This is a genomic window from Paenibacillus sp. BT-177, from assembly GCF_025846815.2.
Classification (GTDB): domain Bacteria; phylum Bacillota; class Bacilli; order Paenibacillales; family Paenibacillaceae; genus Paenibacillus; species Paenibacillus polymyxa_C.
Genome location: NZ_JAOYTP010000017.1, coordinates 1 through 24,042, shown reverse-complemented (window position 1 = coordinate 24,042; position 24,042 = coordinate 1). Strand labels below are relative to the sequence as shown.

General features: G+C 45.4%; 26 protein-coding genes, 1 rRNA gene and 1 other annotated feature. All 27 genes read right to left on the bottom strand.

Annotated elements, in window-relative coordinates; genetic code table 11:
- Positions 1–141: 141 nt before the first annotated feature.
- Positions 142–756, bottom strand: coding sequence for a class I SAM-dependent methyltransferase (locus tag OIU26_RS25070; RefSeq protein WP_264218356.1), 615 nt, complete (start codon positions 754–756; stop codon positions 142–144).
- Between the two features lie 156 nt (positions 757–912).
- Complete coding sequence (gene rplL, locus OIU26_RS25065; RefSeq protein WP_013373275.1) at positions 913–1,278, bottom strand: 50S ribosomal protein L7/L12; 366 nt, start codon at positions 1,276–1,278, stop codon at positions 913–915.
- A gap of 68 nt (positions 1,279–1,346) precedes the next feature.
- The gene (gene rplJ, locus OIU26_RS25060; RefSeq protein ID WP_058831478.1) at positions 1,347–1,850 is read right to left on the bottom strand and encodes a 50S ribosomal protein L10; all 504 of its coding nucleotides are present in this window, start codon (positions 1,848–1,850) and stop codon (positions 1,347–1,349) included.
- A gap of 73 nt (positions 1,851–1,923) precedes the next feature.
- Positions 1,924–2,075, bottom strand: a sequence feature (ribosomal protein L10 leader region).
- 68 nt (positions 2,076–2,143) lie between these two features.
- Positions 2,144–2,836: a 50S ribosomal protein L1 gene (rplA, locus tag OIU26_RS25055; RefSeq protein WP_007432594.1), complete on the bottom strand. Its 693-nt coding sequence runs from the start codon at positions 2,834–2,836 to the stop codon at positions 2,144–2,146.
- 87 nt (positions 2,837–2,923) lie between these two features.
- Entirely contained in the window at positions 2,924–3,349 is a 426-nt protein-coding gene (gene rplK / locus OIU26_RS25050) for a 50S ribosomal protein L11 (protein WP_007432595.1), read from the bottom strand.
- A gap of 73 nt (positions 3,350–3,422) precedes the next feature.
- A complete protein-coding gene (nusG, locus tag OIU26_RS25045; protein WP_007432596.1) occupies positions 3,423–3,956 on the bottom strand; it encodes a transcription termination/antitermination protein NusG in 534 nt (177 codons plus the stop codon).
- Positions 3,957–3,978: 22 nt separating this feature from the next.
- Complete coding sequence (gene secE / locus OIU26_RS25040; RefSeq protein ID WP_013312170.1) at positions 3,979–4,170, bottom strand: preprotein translocase subunit SecE; 192 nt, start codon at positions 4,168–4,170, stop codon at positions 3,979–3,981.
- Positions 4,171–4,190: 20 nt separating this feature from the next.
- Positions 4,191–4,340 carry a 50S ribosomal protein L33 gene (gene rpmG / locus OIU26_RS25035; protein WP_013373278.1) on the bottom strand — a complete coding sequence of 50 codons (150 nt, stop codon included), beginning with the start codon at positions 4,338–4,340 and terminating at the stop codon, positions 4,191–4,193.
- Between the two features lie 333 nt (positions 4,341–4,673).
- Positions 4,674–5,318 (bottom strand): RNA polymerase sporulation sigma factor SigH, encoded by a 645-nt coding sequence (gene sigH / locus OIU26_RS25030; protein ID WP_016324748.1) that lies wholly within the window; start codon positions 5,316–5,318, stop codon positions 4,674–4,676.
- A 162-nt stretch (positions 5,319–5,480) separates the two neighbouring features.
- On the bottom strand, positions 5,481–6,002 hold the full coding sequence (locus tag OIU26_RS25025) for an NYN domain-containing protein (RefSeq protein ID WP_013373280.1): 522 nt from the start codon (positions 6,000–6,002) through the stop codon (positions 5,481–5,483).
- Between the two features lie 4 nt (positions 6,003–6,006).
- On the bottom strand, positions 6,007–6,753 hold the full coding sequence (gene rlmB / locus OIU26_RS25020; protein WP_013373281.1) for a 23S rRNA (guanosine(2251)-2'-O)-methyltransferase RlmB: 747 nt from the start codon (positions 6,751–6,753) through the stop codon (positions 6,007–6,009).
- A gap of 56 nt (positions 6,754–6,809) precedes the next feature.
- On the bottom strand, positions 6,810–7,268 hold the full coding sequence (locus OIU26_RS25015) for a Mini-ribonuclease 3 (RefSeq protein ID WP_064795936.1): 459 nt from the start codon (positions 7,266–7,268) through the stop codon (positions 6,810–6,812).
- Positions 7,265–8,668 carry a cysteine--tRNA ligase gene (gene cysS, locus OIU26_RS25010; RefSeq protein ID WP_264218355.1) on the bottom strand — a complete coding sequence of 468 codons (1,404 nt, stop codon included), beginning with the start codon at positions 8,666–8,668 and terminating at the stop codon, positions 7,265–7,267. The genes OIU26_RS25015 and cysS overlap by 4 nt, the downstream gene beginning before the upstream one ends.
- A 24-nt stretch (positions 8,669–8,692) precedes the next feature.
- Positions 8,693–9,373 (bottom strand): serine O-acetyltransferase, encoded by a 681-nt coding sequence (cysE, locus tag OIU26_RS25005; protein ID WP_013373284.1) that lies wholly within the window; start codon positions 9,371–9,373, stop codon positions 8,693–8,695.
- Between the two features lie 481 nt (positions 9,374–9,854).
- Positions 9,855–11,315 (bottom strand): glutamate--tRNA ligase, encoded by a 1,461-nt coding sequence (gltX, locus tag OIU26_RS25000; RefSeq protein WP_264218354.1) that lies wholly within the window; start codon positions 11,313–11,315, stop codon positions 9,855–9,857.
- A gap of 39 nt (positions 11,316–11,354) precedes the next feature.
- Complete coding sequence (gene ispF, locus OIU26_RS24995) at positions 11,355–11,831, bottom strand: 2-C-methyl-D-erythritol 2,4-cyclodiphosphate synthase (protein WP_013373286.1); 477 nt, start codon at positions 11,829–11,831, stop codon at positions 11,355–11,357.
- The gene (gene ispD, locus OIU26_RS24990; protein ID WP_025680007.1) at positions 11,828–12,526 is read right to left on the bottom strand and encodes a 2-C-methyl-D-erythritol 4-phosphate cytidylyltransferase; all 699 of its coding nucleotides are present in this window, start codon (positions 12,524–12,526) and stop codon (positions 11,828–11,830) included. The genes ispF and ispD overlap by 4 nt, the downstream gene beginning before the upstream one ends.
- 70 nt (positions 12,527–12,596) lie before the next feature.
- Entirely contained in the window at positions 12,597–13,682 is a 1,086-nt protein-coding gene (locus OIU26_RS24985; RefSeq protein ID WP_058712142.1) for a PIN/TRAM domain-containing protein, read from the bottom strand.
- A 190-nt stretch (positions 13,683–13,872) separates the two neighbouring features.
- Positions 13,873–14,619: a CDP-diacylglycerol--serine O-phosphatidyltransferase gene (gene pssA, locus OIU26_RS24980; RefSeq protein ID WP_013373289.1), complete on the bottom strand. Its 747-nt coding sequence runs from the start codon at positions 14,617–14,619 to the stop codon at positions 13,873–13,875.
- 54 nt (positions 14,620–14,673) lie between these two features.
- Positions 14,674–15,750 carry a DNA integrity scanning diadenylate cyclase DisA gene (disA, locus tag OIU26_RS24975; protein WP_013373290.1) on the bottom strand — a complete coding sequence of 359 codons (1,077 nt, stop codon included), beginning with the start codon at positions 15,748–15,750 and terminating at the stop codon, positions 14,674–14,676.
- A gap of 12 nt (positions 15,751–15,762) precedes the next feature.
- On the bottom strand, positions 15,763–17,136 hold the full coding sequence (radA, locus tag OIU26_RS24970; RefSeq protein WP_013373291.1) for a DNA repair protein RadA: 1,374 nt from the start codon (positions 17,134–17,136) through the stop codon (positions 15,763–15,765).
- A gap of 242 nt (positions 17,137–17,378) precedes the next feature.
- Positions 17,379–19,823 carry an ATP-dependent protease ATP-binding subunit ClpC gene (gene clpC, locus OIU26_RS24965; protein WP_016818634.1) on the bottom strand — a complete coding sequence of 815 codons (2,445 nt, stop codon included), beginning with the start codon at positions 19,821–19,823 and terminating at the stop codon, positions 17,379–17,381.
- A gap of 44 nt (positions 19,824–19,867) precedes the next feature.
- Positions 19,868–20,932: a protein arginine kinase gene (locus tag OIU26_RS24960; protein WP_264218353.1), complete on the bottom strand. Its 1,065-nt coding sequence runs from the start codon at positions 20,930–20,932 to the stop codon at positions 19,868–19,870.
- Between the two features lie 29 nt (positions 20,933–20,961).
- Positions 20,962–21,486, bottom strand: coding sequence for a UvrB/UvrC motif-containing protein (locus tag OIU26_RS24955; protein WP_013373294.1), 525 nt, complete (start codon positions 21,484–21,486; stop codon positions 20,962–20,964).
- Between the two features lie 84 nt (positions 21,487–21,570).
- Positions 21,571–22,035, bottom strand: coding sequence for a CtsR family transcriptional regulator (locus OIU26_RS24950; RefSeq protein WP_013373295.1), 465 nt, complete (start codon positions 22,033–22,035; stop codon positions 21,571–21,573).
- A gap of 539 nt (positions 22,036–22,574) precedes the next feature.
- Complete coding sequence (locus OIU26_RS24945) at positions 22,575–23,762, bottom strand: GNAT family N-acetyltransferase (protein ID WP_264218352.1); 1,188 nt, start codon at positions 23,760–23,762, stop codon at positions 22,575–22,577.
- Between the two features lie 163 nt (positions 23,763–23,925).
- A 5S ribosomal RNA gene (gene rrf / locus OIU26_RS24940) occupies positions 23,926–24,042 on the bottom strand.

Genomic DNA, 24,042 nt, shown 5'->3' with positions numbered 1-24,042 from the left:
TTATATTATACGTAATAGGTATAAATACTATACCCTGTTACGCATAAATCTATTGACATTTCAACAAACTAAAGCCATGGAGGGCATCCTAATACTGACATTTTATAATGATATCACAGACCAGGATTCAAGTCAATGGTCCTATTGCATTTTTCTAAAAGTTTTTTCTGCCTTCAGAATCCGATAACCTTTATCCTTCGTAACTTCCTCCACATAACCAAAAAGGCTCTCTATTTTAGCGCTCGCCGAAGGAGCACCCTGTTTTTTCTGGATGACGACCCACAAAGCTCCACCCTCGTTTAAATGCTCATATGCAAGTTCAAAAATGGTGTGCACCGTTTCCTTCCCTGCACGTATAGGAGGATTCGTCAAGATCACGTCAAAACGTTCGTGTTGCACTTCTGCAAACAAATCACTTTGCTTAATGGTGACATTTTTAATCCCATTACGCTCCGCATTCTCTATCGCTAGTTGAACGGCTCGCTCGTTAATATCAACCATTGTAACGTGTCCGTCTGGGACAAGCATTGCCGCCGTCAAACCAATCGGTCCGTAACCACATCCTACATCCAATACCGAGGCATTTGTAGGAAGTTGCATAGCTTCGATCAGCACTCGACTCCCATAATCAATTCCCTGCTTTGAAAAAACGCCTGAATCGCTGGCAAATCGATAGGAACGTCCACGTAGCACTGTTTCTAAACTTCGTCGTTCATGCGCCGTCTCTGGCCGTTTGGAGTAATAATGATCAGCCATTCACGCCCACCTCTTTCGGTTGTACGGTCGTACTAACATCATAGCCTTTAGAATAATATCTCAGACCTGTTTATAATACCGTTTTACAGCAACAAACCCCTTGAAGATCACCTCAAGGGGTTTGTTTTAATTCATTGTCTGCTAGAGAGCAGTCAATTATTTTACTTCTACAGAAGCGCCTGCTTCTTCCAATTTTGCTTTAACGGATTCAGCTTCTTCTTTTGCAACTTTTTCTTTCAGTGGTTTTGGAGCGTTGTCAACCAGTTCTTTTGCTTCTTTCAGGCCAAGACCTGTGATTTCGCGAACTGCTTTGATAACGTTGATTTTGGAAGCGCCAGCGCTTGTCAAGATTACGTCGAACTCGGATTGCTCAGCTTCTGCTGCGCCACCTGCTGCGCCACCTGCTACAGCTACTGGAGCTGCTGCAGTTACGCCGAATTCTTCTTCGATTGCTTTCACGAGATCGTTCAGTTCCAATACGGACATACCTTTAATTGCTTCCAAGATTTGCTCTTTACTCATGGTTGAACCTCCATTTAAATTCGTATTTTTTTGTTCTTAACTGCTATACAGCAGGTTTAAATCCCAACTTATGCACTTTGCTCTTCTTTTTCTGCAACAGCTTTAACTGCAAGCGCGAAGTTGCGCATAGGAGCTTGAAGCACGCTGAGGAGCATGGAAAGGAGACCTTCGCGGGATGGCAGTTCTGCCAGCGCTTTGATTTCCTCAACACCGATCACACGACCTTCTACAACTGCACCTTTCAGTTCCAATGCATTGTTTTTCTTAGCGAAATCGTTCAAGATTTTAGCTGCAGACACTGCATCATCTTTACCGAACGCGATTGCAGTAGGACCTGTCAATACTGCGTCCAGTTCAGTCAATCCTGCTTCCGCAGTTGCACGGCGGAGCAGTGTGTTTTTCAGCACTTGAAATTCGATTCCGGCTTCGCGAAGCTGCTTACGCAGCTCAGTTACTTGGGCAACATTCAGACCGCGATAGTCTGCAACTACAGTTGTTACGCTCTCGCGCAATTTTGCAGCTACAACTTCAACAGCTTCTTGTTTTGCTTGAATCACCTTTGCATTTGCCAAACTGTACACCTCCTGATCAATTTATCTACTTTGTTCGAAACACCCATTCTGGTGATCTACCAAAGTCGTTTTCATGAGCATGAAAAAAGCCTCCGTAGAGTACGAAGGCTTGATAAATCTACATGGACGGGACAAGCCCGTCACATGAAACGTTCTATCATAACACCTCGGTAGGAAATTAAGCCCGAAGGCACCTACTGTCTACGGTAAGCATATTCAACTTTAACGGTCAGTCACAATGACTCACAACTTTTACAGAATAACAAATTCAATTGAACCTGTCAATAAAAATATTATCTGTAAACAGATGCGTTCACACGTGCACTTGGTCCCATAGTCGAAGAAATAGCGATGTTTTTCAGGTATACACCTTTAGCAGCCGCTGGCTTCGCACGGTTCAAGGCTTCAATCAAGGCTTTAAGGTTTTCGTTCAGTTGTTCAGCACTGAAAGATGCTTTGCCGATTGGTGCGTGAATTTGACCTGCTTTGTCGAGACGGTATTCGATTTTACCGGCTTTAATTTCTTGAACAGCCTTGGCAACATCGAAAGTAACTGTGCCTGCTTTAGGGTTAGGCATCAAACCTTTACCACCGAGCAAACGACCCAGTTTACCAACCTCACTCATCATATCAGGTGTCGCAACGCAGACGTCGAATTCGAACCAGCCTTGTTGGATTTTGTTGATCATATCTTGATCGCCAACAAAATCAGCGCCAGCCGCTTCCGCTTCTTTCACTTTGTCACCTTTTGCAAATACCAGAACACGTTGTGTTTTCCCCGTACCATGTGGCAGGACAACAACACCACGAACAGCCTGGTCTTGTTTACGGGAATCTACGCCCAGACGAACTGCAGCTTCAACGGTTTCGTCGAATTTAGCAGTTGCAGCCTTTTTCACCAATTCAACGGCTTCCAAAGGCTCATAAGTTGCTTCGCTGTCAATCAGCTTAGCAGCTTCCAGGTACTTCTTACCATGTTTAGCCATTATCTTTTCCTCCTTATGTGGTATTAGCGGATATTCCTCCCACACTTACCGGACAGTCAAACTGCCGGCACACGTAGATTAATAAAATTAATCTACGATGGTGATACCCATGCTGCGAGCAGTACCTTCAACCATACGCATTGCCGATTCTACGGAAGCTGCGTTAAGGTCAGGCATTTTTTGCTCTGCAATTTGACGAACAGCAGCGCGATTTACAGTTGCAACTTTCGTTTTATTCGGTTCACCGGAACCTTTTTCGATTTTAGCAGCAACTTTCAACAGAACAGCAGCCGGTGGAGTTTTGGTGATGAACGTAAAAGAACGATCCTCAAATACCGAAATTTCAACCGGAATAATCAGGCCTGCTTGATCAGCAGTACGAGCATTGAACTCTTTACAGAATGCCATAATGTTGACACCTGCTTGACCCAAAGCTGGACCTACTGGAGGCGCTGGATTAGCTTTCCCTGCAGGAATCTGCAGTTTTACCATTTTAATTACCTTTTTTGCCATGGATGACACCTCCTTGACTCAATAGTGGTAGACGGACCTATTGATCCTCCCACAAGAAACCTGTAAGAAAAATCTATATTTTCTCCACTTGAGTATAATCCAACTCAAGCGGGGTTTCCCGTCCAAACATGTTGACGTGAACCTTAAGCTTGCTCTTCTCAACCAAAATTTCTTCCACGGAGCCCACAAAATTCGCAAAAGGACCAACTTTAATTCGCACGGATTCCTTAACATCGAATTCAATCTTCGGTTTCGGCTCTACCATGCCCATATGCTTCAGAATCTGTTCAACTTCTTCCGGAAGCAATGGCGTCGGTTTGGAACCCGAGCCTGTCGACCCTACAAATCCCGTAACACCTGGTGTGTTGCGTACAACATACCAAGAATCATCGGTTTGGACCATTTCGACCAAGACATAACCAGGGTAGACTTTACGCATAACGGTTTTTTTCTTACCGTCCTTGGTTACCAGTTCTTCTTCCATAGGAACAAGAACACGGAATATCTTGTCTTCCATGCCCATGGACTCAACGCGTTTTTCCAAATTGGCTTTGACTTTGTTCTCATACCCTGAATAGGTATGAACGACGTACCATCTTTTTTCCATATCAAGCCACCTGGAACCCTTCCTAGATAATCGCTTCGATCACAGCGGAAATGCCGATATCGAGAACCCAAAAATAAATCGTGACGAACGCAATCGTCCCTATGACAATCAGCGTATAGTTGGTCAGTTCTTTACGATTGGGCCAGCGAACTTTCTTGAGTTCAGCCCAGCTTTCAGAGAAAAAGGAAAACAGAGACTTGAAACTGCGTTTCACGCCGACTACACCTCCAAAAACTATCTGGTTTCCCGATGAGAAGTCTGTTCGTTACAGGACTTACAGAATTTCTTCATCTCCATGCGGTCGGGGTGATTACGCTTGTTTTTCGTCGTTGTGTAATTTCTTTGTTTGCAATTTGTACAAGCCAAAGTAATAATTACCCGCATGATGTGCACCTCCCGAAGACATCCAACACCGGAAGTCTCATAATTGATCCTAAAAAAAACCGCGAATTTAGGCCTACCTAAAACACTTTATCACACGGGGTTTTCCATGTCAACGAATGTTTGCATACATTTCGCAGTCTCGGTTGTGGTGCATTTTTACATCTGTCCATCCTTTGGAGCTGTTCTCTGAAATACTGCTTCAAAATCAAAGCGATATCTATTATTCATCTTTTTTAGTATAAATCATTTACAACACTTATAAACCTGCACAGCTTACCCAAAACGAATAAAAAAAGACTCAAACTCGAGCCTTTTCCATGTCAGCCTCTACTTTCAACTATCCCTTACTTCCAGATACTTTTCAAGTTTACGCTTGACCCGTTGCAGCGCGTTATCAATGGATTTAACATGGCGGTCAAGATCCTCTGCAATCTCCTGATACGAACGTCCGTCCAGATACAACATAAGTACCTTGCGTTCTAGCTCGCTCAGAATCTCGGACATTTTGTCCTCAAGACCCACAAACTCTTCCTGATTGATAATCAGCTCTTCAGGGTCACTTACTTGTGTTCCACAAATCACATCGAGCAACGTCCGGTCTGACTCTTCATCATAGATGGGCTTGTCCAGAGATACGTAAGAGTTCAGAGGAATGTGCTTTTGTCGTGTAGCCGTCTTAATTGCCGTAATAATCTGTCGTGTAATGCACAACTCGGCGAAAGCCTTAAACGAAGCAAGCTTGTCTCCCTTAAAATCACGAATGGATTTGTAGAGACCAATCATGCCCTCCTGAATAATATCCTCGCGATCAGCACCAATCAGGAAGTAGGATCTGGCCTTGGCCCGCACAAAGTTCCGGTACTTGTTAATCAGAAACTCCAGCGCTTCCCCATCACCTTCATGGACTGCTCCGACAATGTCTTCATCATTTTTGTAATCAAACTTTGACAACATGATATCTTTGAGGTCCACACTCACTAACAATCCCTCCGGCTGCAACGCAAGGTACCCGTTACTCTCTCAAATATACGACAAGTATACGCGATGTAACCTGATACCGTCAACCACAACAACCTAAAAAAGAAGAGCGCTAACAAAATTGTCAATGGTTTCAAAATGGAGAGTGTACCAATTATTGGATCACTCTCTTCTCCATCGTTCGAACAGCTTTCGAAGCTCCGGACTCAGCTTGGCATCCAACGAGTTGCGGGACAATTTGGCGTTATCCTGCTGAATTCGCTTCTGGACTTCCCTTTCAGATTCCTCAATCTCGATCAGCAATTCTCGTGCCGATACTCTGAGTGCTCCTTGGCCAAAAGCAACATGCTGCTCTACCTGATCACTTGTCGCTACGTAAATGCTTCTTCTCTTGCTGCTCAGCTCCCGAACCAATCGTTCGATGCATTCGTCGGCCGTCTCTTTTTCTCTCGTAAAATAAATCTGGACTTTGCTCTGGGCAAAGGTTTTACCTAATCCTGGCACCCTGTAAGCATCAAACACGACGATGACTCTTCTGCCCGAATACGCCTGATGATCCGCCAGTCGTTCAAGAAGTCTGTCCCTCGCTTCCTGCATACCAGATTGTACCAGTGCGGAAAGTTCGGGCCAGGCTCCAATCATGTTGTAACCGTCCACAAGCAGAACATCCCGCGTGTCAGCCATATCGTTAGCTCCGTGCCTGTCGTCCGCGCAAGACTTCGTACATGACGACACCTGCAGCTACAGAAGCATTGAGAGAATTGATTTGTCCCGCCATTGGCAGCTTGACAAGTACATCACATTTCTCACGGATCAAACGGCCCATTCCTTTATTTTCGTTACCAATGACAATCGCTACAGGACCGGTGAATACCCCATTCCCAAAGACGGGATCGGTTGCTGTAACATCCGTGCCAACTACCCATACACCTTCTTCTTTAAGACGGTCAATGGTTTGTCCCAAATTGCTCACACGCGCCACCGGGACGTACTCCACAGCACCTGCCGATGTTTTAGACACCGTTACAGTTACAGCTGCTGAACGCCTTTTCGGCACGATAATACCGTGTGCTCCAGTGCAGTCCGCCGTACGAAGGATAGAGCCCAAGTTATGAGGGTCTTCAATCTCATCCAGCAAAATCAAAAACGGCTCTTCTCCCTTAGCGCGAGCACTAGCAAGCAAGTCCTCCACCTCAGCGTAGGCAAAAGGTGCAGCTTGCGCGACCACTCCCTGATGCTGAATGCCTGGAACCATTTGATCGAGCTTACGCTTGTCTACCTGCAAAACAATGATTCCTGCTTTTTTCGCCTCAGCTGTAATCGGCAGTGTCAAATGCTTTTGTGCATTATCCGCAATCCAAATTTTATTTATCGTCCTGCCTGAACGCAGCGCCTCTGTTACCGAATGCTTACCGGCAATCCATTCTTCTTCCATCTCTAGCTTCCTCCCGGAAAACGGTCGATACTCAACCTATCCAATCCGTTCCCAATTTATGATTTTTCGGTATTTTCCATTTGTGCAATTCCGTACGTAACCAACTCTCTCAATCTGTCCAAATGTCCATCACAATAAAGATAACCAATCAAGCCTTCCAGCGCCGTGGCATGCCGATACTCAAGCACATCAGCATTTTTGGGCAGGCTCCCTGATTTGGCATTTCTTCCTTGTCGGACAATATCACGTTCTTCATCCGTCAGCACCGTTTCTAGCAATCCCAACATACGGCTCTGTGCCTTGGCGGAGACAAGTTTTGTAGCTCGTCGATGTAAATGATTGGGACGCAGGTTGGGCTGTGCCAACAGATATTGCCGGACAGCCACCTCATACACTGCATCACCAATGTAAGCTAACGCAATGGGGGGCATCAAGCGAGCCGGCTTGGACGCAGGATACGGAAACCAGTTTCCCGCGCCTTCCACAGCTCCTGAGTTCAATGGATTATCACTCATTTCCGCCGCCACCGCATCCCCTGCGCCGTATCTTCAAGCACAATACCTTTAGCAGCCAATAGATCGCGAATTTCGTCCGCTCTACCCCAGTTTTTGGTTTTACGAGCTTCGACACGTTCTGCAATTAACTGCTCTATTTCGTCATCCAGCAGTTCTTCACTCGGTTCTGAATAAATGCGAAGTACACTATTCATCGAGTGGAAGGTTTGCAGCACAGCCTGTAGTTCCGCCTGATTGACAACATCACGCTGCAACAAAAGATTGGCTTCGCTGACCCACTCGAATACCGCAGTAATGGCATCAGGTGTATTGAAATCATCATTCATTTTTTCCTCGAATTGCCGTAATATCCCGTCAAGCTTCATTTGCAGCTCAGCCGACACTTCTCCATTACCTTCTAAAGCAATGGCTAAACGATGCTTTACGTTGGCGACGGCATTGGCAATCCGTTCGACACTATTCTCCGCCTGACTCATCGTCTCTTGGTTGTAGTTCAAAGGATTGCGGTAATGTGTCGACAGCATAAAATAACGCAAAGCCTCGGGCTTGTGACGAGCACGCAGATCTTTAACCAAAATACCGTTACCGAGTGATTTCGACATTTTTTCATTATCTATGCGAATATATCCGTTATGCATCCAGTAGCGAGATAATGGTTTACCCGTAATCACTTCAGATTGTGCACATTCACATTCATGATGCGGAAATTGCAGATCCTGTCCGCCTCCATGAATATCCAGCGTATCCCCCAAATAGTGACGAGCCATAGCAGAGCATTCGATATGCCAGCCTGGGCGTCCATCTCCCCAAGGACTTGACCAGTAAATTTCTCCCGGTTTCGCTGCTTTCCAGAGTACAAAATCCTCGGCATTCTCCTTGCGTTCATCCACATTGATGCGAATCCCAAACTGGAGCTCCTCCAAATTTTGGCCTGACAGCTGTCCGTAGTCTTTAAACTTTTTGGTTCGGTAGAAGACATCACCATCATTCTCATAGGCATAGCCTTTGTCTACCAGATCCTTGATAAAATCAATAATCAGATCCATGCTCTCAGTTACACGAGGATTTATGCTGGCAGCAGGAACATTCAATCCTGCCAGATCCTCATGATAGGCAGCAATAAACTTCTCAGCAACTGCCGGAACCTCCATATTAAGTTCCCGAGCTTTGCGGATCAACTTGTCATCGACATCCGTAAAATTCACCACATAGTTTACATCATAGCCCAAATACTCCAAGTAGCTGCGTACCACATCAAACACAATTACAGGCCGTGCATTACCAATATGAATGTAATCATACACTGTAGGACCACATACATACATTTTAACCTTTCCAGGCTCCAGTGGCACAAAAGGCTCCCGGCTCCTCGTCATTGTATTATAAATTTGAAGCGACATCGTTATGTTCCTCCCTCATGAAAATTATCCTTGTAATTTATTCTCTTGGGTCACCTGATGTTTCTGAGCAGATTGCTCCTCCTTCAAATCAGACAATTCTGCTCGCAATCGTTCTATTTCCATTTGAAGAGACCGTATAGAATCGACGACCGGATCAGGCAATTGGTGACTAAGTCGATCTGGACGTCTGCCATCCTGTCTGACCACTCGCCCTGGGATGCCCACTACCGTACTGTTTGGCGGAACTTCTTTTAGCACAACCGAGTTGGAGCCAATGTTGGATTGCGCCCCAATCGTAAATGAACCCAATATTTTTGCACCGGAGCCTATAACGACATTATTCCCAATGGTGGGGTGACGCTTCCCTTTCTCTTTTCCAGTCCCTCCAAGAGTAACCCCCTGATACAACACGACATCGTCGCCAATTTCACAGGTTTCGCCAATGACAACACCCATGCCGTGGTCAATGAACAGCCGATCTCCGATACGAGCGCCAGGATGAATTTCAATTCCTGTCATAAACCTCGATACCTGGGATATAACGCGGGCTAGAGTACACCATTTTCGCAAATAAAACCAATGTGCGATTCGGTGTGCCCAAAGGGCATGAACGCCAGAATACGTAAAAATGACTTCCAGCTTACTCCGGGCGGCCGGATCATTATCCAAAACAGTTTGAATATCGGATTTGAAATGCCTGAACATGTCGCCCTCCTCTTCCCTCCATATCCTCGCCGCATCACACTTCAGATTTCGCCAATTTTCGTAGTCACTAGCACGCTTCGACAATTTTCAATCTACAGCGAGTCTGAATCTGATAAAAATGAAAAAGCGCCTCCGCAGCCTAGGCTGCAGAGACGCATATACGTGGTCCCACTCTGCTTCGAACATATCTGCTACAAAAAAAGCAGAAAAGTCCGTCTTTGGCGTCCTGTAACGGGAACGAATCGGCAAGCCCTTGCCGCATTAGCATTGTAGGCTAACGAGGGTTCGGGCGCACGGCTCCCAGGCGCATTTCCTCCGCAGGTCATCTAGACGGTTCTCAGCCTGGGGTTTCCCCTCGACCGTCCTCTCTGGTAGATGCCCTTATGCAGTGTACTTCTCCTGTTCGCAGCCTTTACACGTAAGTATCAATCCATATCAATGGAGTCATTATAGCGAAAAGACAACAAATTGACAAGAAATATCAGCCTTTAATTTGTGCTTTAAGACGGTCCAACACCTTGTCACGTCCAAGTAAATAGATGGTCTCGTTCAGATCCCGTCCATGAGTTTGACCTGTAAGGGCCACACGAATCGGCATGAACAGCTGTTTCCCCTTAAAACCAGTTTCCTTTTGGACTTCCTTGATCAGCTTGGCCATTTGTGGAGCTGTAAATTCCTCGCTCGTTTCAACCTTGCCTGCAAAGGCTCTAAGTACATCAGGAACCTGCTCTTCGGCCAGAACAGCCGCCGCATCAGCATCCAACTCCAGATGCGAACGAAAAAACAACTCAGACAACGCCACAATATCAGACGCTGAAGTCATTTGTTCTTGGTATAAGCGGACAAGAGCTTTAGCCCAATCCTGTTGTTCCGTCGATAATTCATTTGGTAACAGCCCTGCTGCCTGCAAATGTGGAATGGCCATGCTGGCAATCCGCTCAGGATCAGCTTTTTTAATATAATGATTATTCAAATAAGCAAGCTTGTTTGTATCAAATACAGCTGGGCTTTTGGACAAACGATTAGGATCGAAAATCGAAATCAGTTGTTCCCGATCATAGATTTCTTCCTCGCCTTCCGGAGACCAGCCCAACAGTGCAATAAAGTTGAATATAGCTTCCGGCAGATAGCCCAGCTTATCGTACTGCTCCATGAACTGAATAATGGATTCATTTCGTTTGCTGAGCTTTTTGTGATCCTCGCCTACGATCAGCGTCATATGACCAAAGCGTGGAGGCTCCCAGCCGAGAGCTTCAAAAATCATCAACTGCCGCGGTGTATTGGATACATGATCTTCGCCCCGTAGTACATGCGATATTTTCATCAAATAGTCGTCAACCGCTACGGCGAAGTTATATGTCGGAATACCGTCTTTTTTGACGATAACAAAATCGCCGCTTTCCTTGGAATTGAACGTAATTTGACCTTTAACCATATCATCAAACGTATATTCACGATCTTCAGGTACGCGAAAACGAATACTTGGTACACGGCCCTCTGCTTCAAATGCTTGGCACTGTTCTTCTGTTAAATCACGGTGTTTTCCTGAGTAACGTGGTGTCTCCCCACGTTCCATCTGTTCTTCACGCTCGCGTTCAAGCTCCTCTTCCGTGCAATAACAGCGGTATGCCAGACCACGATCCAGCAAATCCTGCCAGTATGTTCTGTAGATGTCCAAGCGTTCGGTCTGGCGATAAGGTCCAAACTCGCCGCCCACGTCTATACTTTCATCCCAGTCCATGCCTAACCATTTCAAATATTTAAGCTGGCTTTCTTCTCCACCTTCAATATTGCGTTTCACATCTGTGTCTTCGATGCGAATAATAAATTTCCCGCCTTGATTGCGGGCAAACAAATAATTAAATAATGCTGTTCTGGCATTGCCAATATGCAGATGCCCTGTAGGACTTGGTGCATAGCGTACACGAACTTCCGTGCTCATATAATCTCCTCCAAATAGAATTACTCAAGATGATAGCATTTACTTGATTAGACAGACAACCGATTGAGCCGCAATTCCCTCGCCTCGCCCGGTAAACCCGAGTTGCTCCGTCGTTGTCGCCTTAACATTTACCTGGGACGACTCCTCTGCTTCCAGCACCCGGGCGATGATTTCATTCATCTGCGGGATGTACGATGCCATCTTGGGCTTCTGCGCAATAATCGTAGAATCAATGTTCCCCAATCGATATCCCCGCTCTTTAGCCAGCCCCCACACATGCTCCAGTAGCTTAAGACTATCCGCGTCCTTAAATTCAGGGTCGTTATCCGGAAAATGCTTTCCGATGTCTCCCAAACCAAGCGCACCCAGGATAGCATCGCTAATGGCATGCAGCAGCACGTCTGCATCGGAATGACCTAGCAAACCTTTTTCATACGGAATATGTACGCCTCCGATGATGCATGGCCTTCCTTCCACTAGCTGGTGGACGTCAAATCCTTGCCCTATTCTGATCATTTGATATCCTCTCCCTCTGTCTTTACCCATAACTCCGCCATCTCCAAATCCTCAGGCGTAGTAATTTTGATGTTTTTATAGCTGCCTTGGACGACAGTAACTGGAATGCCTAGCCGCTCCACCAGCATAGAATCATCTGTCCCCAAAAATCCTGACTGCTCCGCTTCCTCATAGGCCCGCAGCAGATCGGAAAGACGAAAAGTCTGTGGCGTTTGAATACTCCACAGACTTCGGCGATCCGGCGTTGCTGTAATGATACCATCCCCGTTCACTTGCTTGATTGTATCCTTTACAGGTACTGCCGCTACAGAAGCACCAGTACGCTGGGCAGCCTCCAGGCATGAACGTACAAGCTCAGGTTGAATCAGTGGACGCACACCATCATGCACCATCACCCAATCTGTTTGCAAGTGGCGCAAACCGCGATAAACCGAATGCTGGCGTTCACTGCCACCAGCCACCACTCGTACATTTTTACCAATCTTGTATTGATGAACCCAGTCTCTGCAACGTTCCACATCTCCAGCTCCAGTAACCATCACCATTTCATCCACTTCAGGCATTGCTGCGAATATTTCAAGTGTATGTATGAAGATGGGCTTGTCTCGCAAAAGCAGAAATTGCTTGCTCTCCTGCGTTCCCATACGGGAGCCGCGCCCGGCCGCCACAATCACGACTCCTACCTGATTGTTCATTCAAATAACTCCTGCCCTGATCGCACTTGGACGATCCGTATGATAACACATCTACTTCATCATACCTCGTTTATTGAGCTTTTTCCAATAATTTCGGTTTAGCAAAGATCATGCGCCCCGCAGAGGTCTGAAGTACACTTGTGACCAGCACTTCCATGAGAGAGCCAATATAGTCACGTCCACCCTCCACAACAATCATCGTACCATCATCCAGATAAGCTACCCCCTGCCCATGCTCCTTGCCGTCTTTGATAATCTGCACCATAATCTCCTCACCGGGCAGTACGACAGGCTTCACTGCATTCGCCAAATCATTAATGTTCAGCACAGACACACCTTGAAGTTCGCATACTTTATTCAGGTTAAAATCATTAGTTACAACTTTACCCTGCAACACCTTTGCAAGCTTAACCAGCTTACTGTCGACCTCTGAAATTTCCTCAAAATCCCCCTCATAAATGAGCACATTTACATCTAGCTCTTTTTGGATTTTATTCAAAATATCCAGACCCCGCCGTCCACGATTACGCTTAAGTAAATCTGAAGAATCTGCGATATGCTGAAGCTCCTCCAGCACAAATTCAGGAATCACAATGGTTCCTTCAATAAAACCTGTCTTGCAAATATCCGCAATACGCCCATCTATAATGACGCTGGTGTCCAAAATTTTATGTTCCTCCAGCTTGCGTTCTTCTACATCCGCTCCCCGACCAAAAAAACCTGAACTCCAAAAGGATGACAGCTCGTCTCGTTTTTCTAGCCCTACCATCAATCCCACATATCCGCATACCAAGGTAACCGCGGTCTGGATAAGTAGACCAGGTGCCCCCAATCCTGAAAAGAGTGGGTAAACTGCCAAGGAAAGGATCAGCCCCACTGCTAACCCCATCACACCTGCCATCATCTCATTCATCGGAATTCGTACCAAGCCTTCAATACCCTGCTGCAATCGATTCGCCACGGACGCCCCTGCGAATGAGCAGCCAGCCATAAATAGCACTGCTCCCGCTAACATCCATACAGCCATTCCTGGTAAAGAACCATCACTCAACCATTGTGGCATCCACGATACGATGCCTCCTATCCGCTGGTATAACGTATAGCCAAACCACGCGCCGCACAATCCTGTAAAAGTTAAAATAGCCTTTCTCCACATTGAGTCTCTATACCTCCTTTATTTTCTTTTCAATAGTCTGCTATTTATTCGATACATAGCACTTCCCTTACCAGTATGATCCATTTCTCACATAACTAACCCTGTGTTTTCACTTTTTATGCATAAAAAAAGCATTTATCTCCCTGAATGAATCAAGGAAATAAATGCTTCTTCTAGTTCTTGTCTGACACTAACGTTGCGAATGACGATATTGGTCGTCCTGTTCTTCTTGATTAGAACGATCTCGTTCCCGTCCACGTCTGCGTGATAGCTTCCGAATGTTCAGCTTCATACCGTACAATGCATATAGCACCAATGGTACAAAAATCAGCTTCGACAGCTGATCAGGAAATTTAACGGCCAGAAACACCGCTGCAATTACGACCCATGGAGCAATCCAGATCGCTTTTTTCGGAAGACCGACCTTTTTGAAATTCGGATATCTCATGGAGCTAACCATCAAATAAGAGACCAGCAACATGGCAATCGACATGTATAACAAAGAAATCTCGTTATGGAATAAGGACAAAGTGGCTAATACGCCACCTGCTGCCGGAATGGGCAAACCTGTGAAATAACCTGGTACACCGGGACGTACGTTAAAGCGAGCCAAACGCAATGCTCCGCACATCGGAAAAATGGCTGTAACCGTCCAAGCTAGAGCCGAATTCGCATCATGAAAAGCAACCATGTACATAATAACTGCGGGAGCAACACCAAAAGATATCATATCTGATAAGGAGTCCAGTTCTTTACCGAATTCGCTCTGGGCATTCAGAGCCCGGGCCATCCTTCCATCCAGTCCGTCCAACAACATGGCGACAATAACCATAATAGCGGCAAGGCTGTATTTTCCGTCTACGGCCAATAAAATGGCGATCATTCCGAGAAACAAGTTACCCAAGGTACACATGTTCGGAATTGATTTGGTAATCATCTCTTCACCTCAATGTATGAATTGTTCCATTATAATCCTTTCACTGTATTACATTTACATTTGTCTGTCAATGAAAACTTGTTCCTGCAAACGTTTAAGCCCTTCTTTAATCGTACGTGCACGAACCTCTCCTATGCCATCTACTTCATCTAGTTCTTCAATCGTTGCTGTCATGACATGTGGAAAACGCCCAAATCGCTCCACCAGATTATGAATAATCACATTTGGCAAACGAGGTATTTTGTTCAATACCCGATATCCGCGTGCAGCAATATATTCTTCTGATGTCGCTGCTGAAGAAGGATAGCCTAATAAACGTACAATATGATTCACATCCAGTAATTCGTCGTCCGTAGAACGTTTGAGTCCCAATATAATTTCACGAATCTTCTCGTCGCTGTCGTCTTTGGCATAATCCTTATACAGCAACCAAGCTTCTTCCTCGATATTGCTGACAAGCTCCTCCATCTGCATGCTAATCAGCCTGCCCTCATTTCCGAGCTCGTTAATAAATCGTTTGATCTCCATTTTGATGCGCAGCACCATTTCGATCCGTTGAATGACATTAACAACCTCTGGCATGGTAACCAGCTCTTCGAATTCAGATGCAGTTAAATTGGTTGAGGCTTGCCCCAATACGGATCTATATTTTTCCAGCGTCTGAATGGCCTGATTAGCTTTCGTTAAGATAACCCCGATTTCCTTGAGCGCATACCGTAAAGTCCCCTGATACAACGTAATAATATTACGACGCTGGGAAATAGACACAACCAGTTTGCCAGTCTGCTTCGCAACTCGTTCCGCCGTCCGATGCCGAATCCCTGTTTCTATGGACGAAATGGAGGAGTCAGGAATCAATTGCGTATTGGCATATAAAATTCGTTTTAAATCCTCGCTCAATATGATTGCGCCGTCCATTTTAGCCAGCTCATACAAATAGTTCGGTGAAAAATCACAATTAATAGAGAAACCGCCATCCACGACTTCCATTACTTCCGGGCTATAGCCAACGACCAGAAGAGCACCCGTTTTGGCACGCAAAACGTTTTCCAATCCGTCGCGAAAGGGAGTTCCCGGTGCCACAAGCCGCAGCAAATCGTTCATTTTATCCAGTTGGCTCGCTTCCTTCATTCTCAATGCCCCCTAATCTAATGCAGCTGCCAGTGCATCTGCCACCGTTCCAACTCCTATAATTTGTATCCCTTTCGGATGTGTCCAGCCCTTTAAGCTTTTCTCGGGCATGATCACCCGTTTGAAACCTAATTTCTCCGCTTCTCGCACTCGCTGTTCTGCTCGGGATACAGCCCGCACCTCGCCTGTCAGCCCTACTTCACCAAAAATCACATCGTACGGCTTGGTAGGAGCATCCCTAAAGCTGGAAGCAATGCTCACCGCTATAGCTAAATCCACCGCTGGTTCATCCAGCTTCACGCCTCCAGCAACGTTGAGATAAGCGTCCTGGTTTTGCAAAAACATGCCCATCCGCTTTTCTAGAACGGCAATGATTAATCCCATCCGATGATGGTCGATCCCCGTACCCATTCGGCGTGGAGATGGAAAATGTGTAGCTGCAATTAGTGCCTGCAGTTCAACCAATACAGGTCGGGTTCCCTCCATACTGGCAACGACAGTGGAACCAGCCACCCCCAGTGGCCGTTCGGACAGGAAGAGTTCAGAAGGATTCGCCACCTCACGCAAACCACTTTCGGCCATTTCAAAAATACCAATTTCATTCGTAGAACCAAAACGATTCTTAACCGCACGCAACAGCCGATACGTATGATGACGCTCTCCTTCAAAATAAAGTACACAATCAACCATATGCTCCAACAAACGCGGACCTGCAATAGCGCCTTCCTTGGTCACATGCCCTACCAGTACTGTAGCAATACCTAATCCTTTGGCAATCCGCATAAATCGTGAAGTACACTCGCGTACCTGAGCTACACTACCAGGCGCACTTGTCACCTCAGGCAAATATACAGTCTGTATCGAGTCGATGACCAAAAATTCTGGCTTCAAGCTGTCTACTGCTTCTTCAATCGTCTCCAAATTCGTCTCACATAATACGTACAGACTGGGAGACAAGGCACCGAGGCGATCTGCACGTAGCTTTGTTTGGCGGACGGATTCCTCACCAGACACGTACAGAACCTTTAAACCAGTTAAAGCCAGCTCATTAGAGGTTTGCAGCATAAGCGTAGACTTGCCGATCCCCGGATCACCACCCACCAGAACAAGTGAACCTGGCACCACACCTCCACCAAGTACACGATTTAATTCACCAATTCCCGTCAAGATTCGTGTTTCTTTGCCACTTTCCACTTCAATAATAGGAAGCGGTTTGTCTTTTGTGCTATGAGTAAGAAGGGAAGATCCCATTCCTTGAGTTTTTACAACGCTTTCCGTTTCTTCGACCATGGAATTCCATGCCTGGCATCCAGGACATTTTCCGTACCATTTAGGCGATTCATAGCCACATTCCGTACAGGAAAATTTAGTTTTCACTTTAGCCATACTTTATTCCCTGGCTCCTTCTTGACGACGATGATGTCGAATTTATCTTCACACAGCACCTGAAAGAGCTGTAACAATAAAAGTTTACCATTGAAGCTTGGCGGACGTAAAGCAATATCACAAACTTTCCCAAAGCTTTTAGCCTACCCTTTCAAGGTATTCAATACACAAAAAGGGTGCCTTCGCAATAGCTTTCCAGCCTGCGAGACACCCTTTTCTAATGTTTTATTTACTAAACTGCTTTAGGACTTCGCGGATACATTATCCTTTTTCGTTACTGTCAATGCACCGTTCTCTTCATCAATGTAGAGAGAGTCGCCTTTAGAAATGTTTCCAGTCAACAGTTCCTCGGACAGGCGATCTTCAATATGCTTCTGGATTGCACGACGCAATGGACGCGCACCATACGCTGGATCGAAGCCTTCCTTGGCAAGGAAATTCTTAGCCTTATCTGTCAACTCAAAGTCCACCTCATACTCATTCAGACGCTTACGCAGCTCCTCAGACATGAGTGAAACAATTTCGGCAATATGTTTTTCTTCGAGAGAATGGAAAACGATAATTTCATCTATCCGGTTCAAGAACTCAGGACGGAAACTTTTCTTCAGTTCATCCATCACTTTGCCCTTCATGTTATCGTAATCCGCCCCAGCGTCCACAACAGCTGTAAAGCCAAGCGTGGAGTTACGTTTGATTGCCTGCGCACCAACGTTGGAAGTTAGGATGATGAGTGTGTTACGGAAGTCAACAACACGACCTTTGGAATCCGTCAGACGTCCATCCTCCAACACTTGCAGCAGAATATTGAATACTTCTGGGTGTGCCTTTTCAATTTCATCCAGCAACACAACAGAGTAAGGCTTACGACGTACCTTCTCAGTCAGTTGACCGCCTTCTTCATATCCAACGTACCCTGGAGGCGCTCCTACCAGACGGGATGTGGAGTGCTTCTCCATATATTCGGACATATCAATACGGATAACCGCATTTTCATCACCAAACATAGATTCAGCCAAGGCGCGTGCCAGCTCTGTTTTACCAACCCCAGTTGGACCGAGGAAAATAAAGGAGCCGATTGGACGCTTCGGATCTTTCAGACCGGCGCGTGCCCGGCGAATCGCCCGGCTTACTGCCTTAACAGCTTCGTCCTGTCCAATCACGCGTTCATGCAACAGTTGCTCCATATTCAGCAAACGATGTGTTTCTTCTTCTTTTAGCTTGCTGACTGGGACACCAGTCCAGATGGCAACAACCTGAGCGATATCCTCTGGTGTAACTTCGGAATCTGTACGCCCCTGTTGTTCTTTCCATTGGTTTTTAGTGACATCCAGCTCTTCACGAATCTTTTGCTCTGTATCTCGCAGTGCAGCTGCCTTTTCAAACTCCTGACTTTGTACCGCTGAATCTTTTTCCTTGCGGATATCTTCCAGACGGTTTTCCAGCTGTTTCAGGTTTGGCGGTACTGTATAGGAATTCAGCCTTACCTTGGAACCTGCTTCATCAATAAGGTCAATAGCCTTATCCGGTAGGAAGCGATCAGTAATATAACGATCTGACAATCTTACTGCAGCTTCAATAGCCTCATCCGTGATTTTTACACGGTGATGCGCTTCGTAACGGTCGCGCAGACCATACAAGATTTGGATTGCTTCTTCTGGAGAAGGTTGATCCACTGTAATAGGTTGGAAACGACGCTCCAAAGCGGCATCTTTTTCAATATATTTGCGATATTCATCCAGCGTAGTAGCACCGATACATTGCAGCTCGCCACGTGCCAGAGCAGGTTTCAGGATGTTGGACGCATCAATTGCGCCTTCCGCTCCACCAGCACCAATCAGCGTATGCAGCTCATCAATGAACAGTACGATATTTCCGGCTTGACGAATCTCGTCCATAATCTTCTTCAAGCGATCCTCAAATTCACCACGATATTTAGTGCCTGCTACTACAGAGCCCATATCGAGTGTCATTACGCGTTTGTCGCGCAACGTTTCAGGAATCTCATTCGCTATGATTTTTTGTGCCAATCCTTCGGCAATCGCTGTTTTACCTACCCCAGGTTCACCAATCAAAACAGGATTGTTCTTTGTACGGCGGCTGAGCACTTGAATAACGCGCTCAATTTCCTTGCTGCGCCCAATAACGGGGTCCAAGTTGTTTTCCTTCGCAGAAGCTGTCAGATCGCGTGCCAGACTGTCCAAGGTTGGCGTGCTGACATTCGCTGGAGCACCGTGATGGCTGGAAACCGCCTCGCTGCTGCCGAGCAATTGAAGCACTTGCTGACGCGCTTTGTTCAGACTGATACCCAGGTTGTTCAGAACACGTGCTGCCACGCCTTCACCTTCACGAATAAGACCTAGCAAAATATGCTCGGTACCTACATAGGTATGACCCAATTTACGCGCTTCATCCATAGACAGCTCAATGACTTTTTTGGCACGTGGAGTATAGGCAATGTTCGTCGGTTGCTCTTGACCGCGTCCAATCAGTGTTTCCACTTCATCCTGGATTTTTTCCAGTCCCAGCCCTAAACCGATTAAGGCTTTCGCTGCTATTCCTTCGCCTTCACGAATGAGTCCTAGCAAAATGTGCTCTGTGCCAATGTTGTTGTGTCCCAATCGAACAGCTTCTTCCTGGGCCAAGGCAAGCACTTTCTGTGCACGTTCCGTAAATCTTCCAAACATCATATATCCTGCACCTCCACAATGTGTATTTCAGATCATTCTATATATTAAAGGGTTGTGCCTAATTTTTGCCGGATCAGCTTCGCCCGGTACATATCGCGCTCACCGGTATTCATTTTATCCCCAAAGCTTTTTTGCAGAAAGCCAGGTTGCGTCATCACATTAAGCTCATTCATCGCTGCAATGGAAGGACGCTCCAAAATCCCTAAATCTACACCGAGACGTACATCGGACAGCCGCTGTGCAGCCTCCTTGGAATCCAAAACTGCTGCATATGACAAAATACCGAATGAACGCATCACCCGATCTGTAATCCGCAGCATGGATTCATTCATCAATCGTTCTCTGGCAGAACGTTCGTGCTCTATAATTTGCAGCACCACGCCATGCAGATTTTCGATAATTTCCGCTTCGGTTTGTCCCAAGGTAATCTGATTAGATACCTGGAATAAATTTCCAACTGCTTCGCTGCCTTCACCATAAATGCCGCGAACCGTAAGACCTACCTGTGAAACAGCGGACAATATACGATTGATTTGGTGAGTCATAACTAATGCGGGTAAATGCATCATCACCGAAGCTCGCATACCTGTGCCGACATTCGTCGGACAACTGGTCAGAAAACCTCTCCGATCATCAAATGCATAATCAACATGCGCTTCAAATGCATCATCAATGACCATAGCGCGTTCCCAGGCTTCTCTCACCTGACATCCCGGATATAAGCACTGAATACGCAGATGATCCTCTTCATTTATCATAACACTAACTGATTCATCATCACTAATCAACACAGCACCGTTGCGAGATTCGTTCGCCAAATTAGGACTAATTAAGTGCTTCTCAACCAGTACCTGCTTGTCGATCTCATCCAACTCGGATATTTTCAAGGTATGAAAAGTACCAAAACGACGCAAATCATCATACTGAAGGATATCCGTTAAGCATTGAAGCACTTCTTCCGACTGCTGATTGGTAGCAAGCATGGGAAAAGGCAGATGCTGCAAGTTACGCGCAATTCTTACCCGGCTGCTAATGACAATCTCCGAATCCGCAGCATCACCACGCATCCAATCACTTAGCGGCTTTTCCGTAAATCGGATATTGGGCATCACGCATTCCCTCCTACTCTTCACAAACTTTACTCTTCAGTCATTTCTTTTTCAAGCTTTCTGATTTGATCCCTAAGCTCAGCAGCTGATTCGAATTCTTCCTGTACAATGTGTTGTTGCATCTCTTTTTTCAAATCATCAATTTGCCGTTTAACCTTTAATCGGCCTCCAGTACGGACCGGAACTTTTCCAACATGACTCGTACTACCATGCACACGCTTGAACAGAGGGTCCAGACGACTATCAAAATATTGATAGCATGATGGACATCCAAAACGTCCTAGCTTACTAAACTGTGTATAAGTCATACCGCAATCCTTGCATTGCAGATTTTGGGGAACAGTGTGACCTGAAGACTGGCTCTTTGTGCTGGAGTCAAAATCCAACATCCCCGACAACAAGCTATGAATCGAAAAGCCATTAGGTGTTCCAGGGATCATCTCCCCTTTTTCCTTCGCACATGTCTCACAAATATGAAACTCTGTCTTTTCGCCATTCACAATTTTGGTGAAATGCAAAGTTGCCGGCCGCATATTACATTCTTGGCACAGCATAAAAGCACCTCCTTCAACGTCAGGATTTTTACAAATCCCTACATCTGAATTGCAAATCTCTATTCACTGGTTAGTGGATACTAGCTATTTGGCCGCCAGCAACGAGATCAGCATAGCCTTAAGCAATCTTGCTCGCAGTTGGTCACGATAGGGAAGCTTTAGCAATAATGTATCTCTTGATAAAGCAGCCTTCATTAGACCAGCTTCCCTTTTGCTTAAAAAATGAGCTTCCTCTAACTGATAAATCAGTCCTTCTGCTGCCGATTGGCTAATTTCCTCCCCGATGCTCTGATGAAGGTGTGTATGGATCGCATGTTGTGCAGGTAATTGAATTCGCTGAATTCGAATATAGCCTCCACCACCGCGTTTACTTTCCACCACATAACCTTTTTCCAGCGTAAACCGGGTACTAATTACATAATTAATTTGCGACGGTACGCAGGAAAAGCGGTCAGCCAGATCATTGCGCTGAATCTCCACTAAGCCTTGGGGACTTTCCAGCAGCATGCTCTTCAAATATTGTTCAATAATGTCGGAAACATTGCGCATTTCATCATCCTCCACTAACGGAAACGCAAGTATTCAAGTACATTTCACGCTCCACAGAGTCCGCCGTATATTGAACTTAACCAAACGATATAGTCACGAATCTAAGCTGCATTCAGGCTATTGCCTGTTGTACATCCATTGGAATTGTACCGTTTCGTTTCTAGTGTGACCTTTATTTGCGATAAATCATACACTTCTCTTCTGTACATAAGAAGCAGCTCCTAACTATACGCAAATCAGGTCGTTATTTTTTACTTTTTTGCTGTCAAATTGTTATATACGGCCAATCCAACAACATAATACTTTTGTGGAATCACACTGATTCCAATTGACTTTGACTTTCTTTGACTATATTCGTATTATAGCACAAATTTCATTTTTGCCAAGGGGTCAATACCATTTTTCGCAATCTAATTATGTTTTATACCATATTACAAAAAACTCTTCCCATTATGGAAAGAGCTTTGAGTCATTATGATAAACCACATCCAATTTGGTTAAAAAAAGTTGGACATTAAGAAGAACCAATTGGAGCTTTATCAGAAAAAATCCAATAAGAACGTTTGTTTTATTGGTATTACACGTTTAAGTGCAGCCACAGACTTACTGCTTCCTTCAATACGCCCCCAATTAGACAGGTTATCAGCTTGCTGGTAGCCGAGCATTAAAGTTGTTAATGACTGAATCCCCAGTTTCAAGTCAGCTGATAAGGCGTTGTCAGATAAATTGCTTGTATCCACTCTTGCCAAATGCCCTTGCCCCTCCATAGTAATTGTTAATCTCCATACTCCTTCATTCCAAGGAGCATACCGATCTGTCAGATGTAAGGTCAAACTTGTTTCCTCTCCAATCTGCTCAAAAGGGTATCTCTCTACAAAAGCAACTGCATCCACAATACGCCCCATAAAATAAGGTACCGTTTCCTGTTGTATTCGCGGATCATCGAGTAAAAAGGGCAGGTTGTCATCTGCTGGAACGTAAATAAATTTACCTTGGGTTATCATTGAGTCATGATTTGCAAAATAAGTCCACAAAGCCCGACGTGCCGTCTCATTTTCATATACCAACTCATCACAATTTAACTGTTTATCTTCTATTTTGTATAGTGCATATCCCTGAGGATCGCCTGCATCCGTGTAATATACTACAGTTCGATAATTTTCATTTAAAATCCGTTCCTGCCACCATTCCTTATCTCGCACCAGCATACCATTGTAACGTGAAGCATACGATTGATACACTTGGTCCAATTCTGAAATATTTTTGATATCCCGTTTGACTATACCTTCTGTTTTAAGTTTAGCAGGGAATTTATCAATTGGAATGACGTACTTTTTGTACTCCGTATATGTTTCCCATCCAAATTTACGATAAAAGGCAAATGAGAATGGATGCAGAAAAGAAAGGCTTTGTCCTGCAGTCTTCATCTCTTCAAGCGCATGCGTCAACAAACGTGAAACCATACCCCCGCGACGCTTTTCCGGCCACGTTGCCACACCAGCAATGCCCCCCATATCAAAAACCTGACCATGTATGTATACTTGTAGCGGCAGCAAAGTCAGTTTAGCATTCAATTCGTGCCCGTCGAAGATTCCCCATGTTTGTACTGGTTTGAATTTCTTCTTAGCTTTCTCCAGATCCTCCGGGGGCATTGTAAACTGAAAAGCATACTGGGATAATTCAATAGCTGCTTCAAATTCCTCACGTTGTAATTGCCTGATCTTCATAACTTCGTCACCTCGCTCGTATACTTGGACCTTTTAAAAAAATACGCACTTAGAGTGTCGCAAAGCATCTTCTCTCTGTCAACCTTAGAAGCAGGTGTCCATCCACAAAATACATAAAAAAAAGGATGATAACCTGCTAAGGTTACCATCCTTTTTCACTTTTGCTTGGCAACGTCCTACTCTCCCAGGACCCTGCGGTCCAAGTACCATCGGCGCTGGAGGGCTTAACGGTCGTGTTCGGGATGGGTACGTGTGGAACCCCTCCGCTATCGCCACCAAA

Excerpts from the sequence above, each read along its gene's own strand:
- nusG (WP_007432596.1), bottom strand. The coding sequence starts at position 3,956 with ATGGAAAAAAGATGGTACGTCGTTCATACCTATTCAGGGTATGAGAAC.
- OIU26_RS24955 (WP_013373294.1), bottom strand. The coding sequence starts at position 21,486 with ATGCTGTGCCAAGAATGTAATATGCGGCCGGCAACTTTGCATTTCACC.
- cysE (WP_013373284.1), bottom strand. The coding sequence starts at position 9,373 with ATGTTCAGGCATTTCAAATCCGATATTCAAACTGTTTTGGATAATGAT.
- disA (WP_013373290.1), bottom strand. The coding sequence starts at position 15,750 with ATGAAGGAAGCGAGCCAACTGGATAAAATGAACGATTTGCTGCGGCTT.
- radA (WP_013373291.1), bottom strand. The coding sequence starts at position 17,136 with ATGGCTAAAGTGAAAACTAAATTTTCCTGTACGGAATGTGGCTATGAA.
- ispF (WP_013373286.1), bottom strand. The coding sequence starts at position 11,831 with ATGATCAGAATAGGGCAAGGATTTGACGTCCACCAGCTAGTGGAAGGA.
- gltX (WP_264218354.1), bottom strand. The coding sequence starts at position 11,315 with ATGAGCACGGAAGTTCGTGTACGCTATGCACCAAGTCCTACAGGGCAT.
- rlmB (WP_013373281.1), bottom strand. The coding sequence starts at position 6,753 with ATGGAAGAAGAATGGATTGCCGGTAAGCATTCGGTAACAGAGGCGCTG.
- OIU26_RS25015 (WP_064795936.1), bottom strand. The coding sequence starts at position 7,268 with ATGAGTGATAATCCATTGAACTCAGGAGCTGTGGAAGGCGCGGGAAAC.
- OIU26_RS24950 (WP_013373295.1), bottom strand. The coding sequence starts at position 22,035 with ATGCGCAATGTTTCCGACATTATTGAACAATATTTGAAGAGCATGCTG.
- rplK (WP_007432595.1), bottom strand. The coding sequence starts at position 3,349 with ATGGCAAAAAAGGTAATTAAAATGGTAAAACTGCAGATTCCTGCAGGG.
- OIU26_RS25070 (WP_264218356.1), bottom strand. The coding sequence starts at position 756 with ATGGCTGATCATTATTACTCCAAACGGCCAGAGACGGCGCATGAACGA.
- OIU26_RS24945 (WP_264218352.1), bottom strand. The coding sequence starts at position 23,762 with ATGAAGATCAGGCAATTACAACGTGAGGAATTTGAAGCAGCTATTGAA.
- ispD (WP_025680007.1), bottom strand. The coding sequence starts at position 12,526 with ATGAACAATCAGGTAGGAGTCGTGATTGTGGCGGCCGGGCGCGGCTCC.
- OIU26_RS24960 (WP_264218353.1), bottom strand. The coding sequence starts at position 20,932 with ATGCCCAATATCCGATTTACGGAAAAGCCGCTAAGTGATTGGATGCGT.
- clpC (WP_016818634.1), bottom strand. The coding sequence starts at position 19,823 with ATGATGTTTGGAAGATTTACGGAACGTGCACAGAAAGTGCTTGCCTTG.
- rplL (WP_013373275.1), bottom strand. The coding sequence starts at position 1,278 with ATGAGTAAAGAGCAAATCTTGGAAGCAATTAAAGGTATGTCCGTATTG.
- OIU26_RS24985 (WP_058712142.1), bottom strand. The coding sequence starts at position 13,682 with ATGTGGAGAAAGGCTATTTTAACTTTTACAGGATTGTGCGGCGCGTGG.
- rpmG (WP_013373278.1), bottom strand. The coding sequence starts at position 4,340 with ATGCGGGTAATTATTACTTTGGCTTGTACAAATTGCAAACAAAGAAAT.
- pssA (WP_013373289.1), bottom strand. The coding sequence starts at position 14,619 with ATGATTACCAAATCAATTCCGAACATGTGTACCTTGGGTAACTTGTTT.
- OIU26_RS25025 (WP_013373280.1), bottom strand. The coding sequence starts at position 6,002 with ATGGCTGACACGCGGGATGTTCTGCTTGTGGACGGTTACAACATGATT.
- cysS (WP_264218355.1), bottom strand. The coding sequence starts at position 8,668 with ATGTCGCTTCAAATTTATAATACAATGACGAGGAGCCGGGAGCCTTTT.
- rplA (WP_007432594.1), bottom strand. The coding sequence starts at position 2,836 with ATGGCTAAACATGGTAAGAAGTACCTGGAAGCTGCTAAGCTGATTGAC.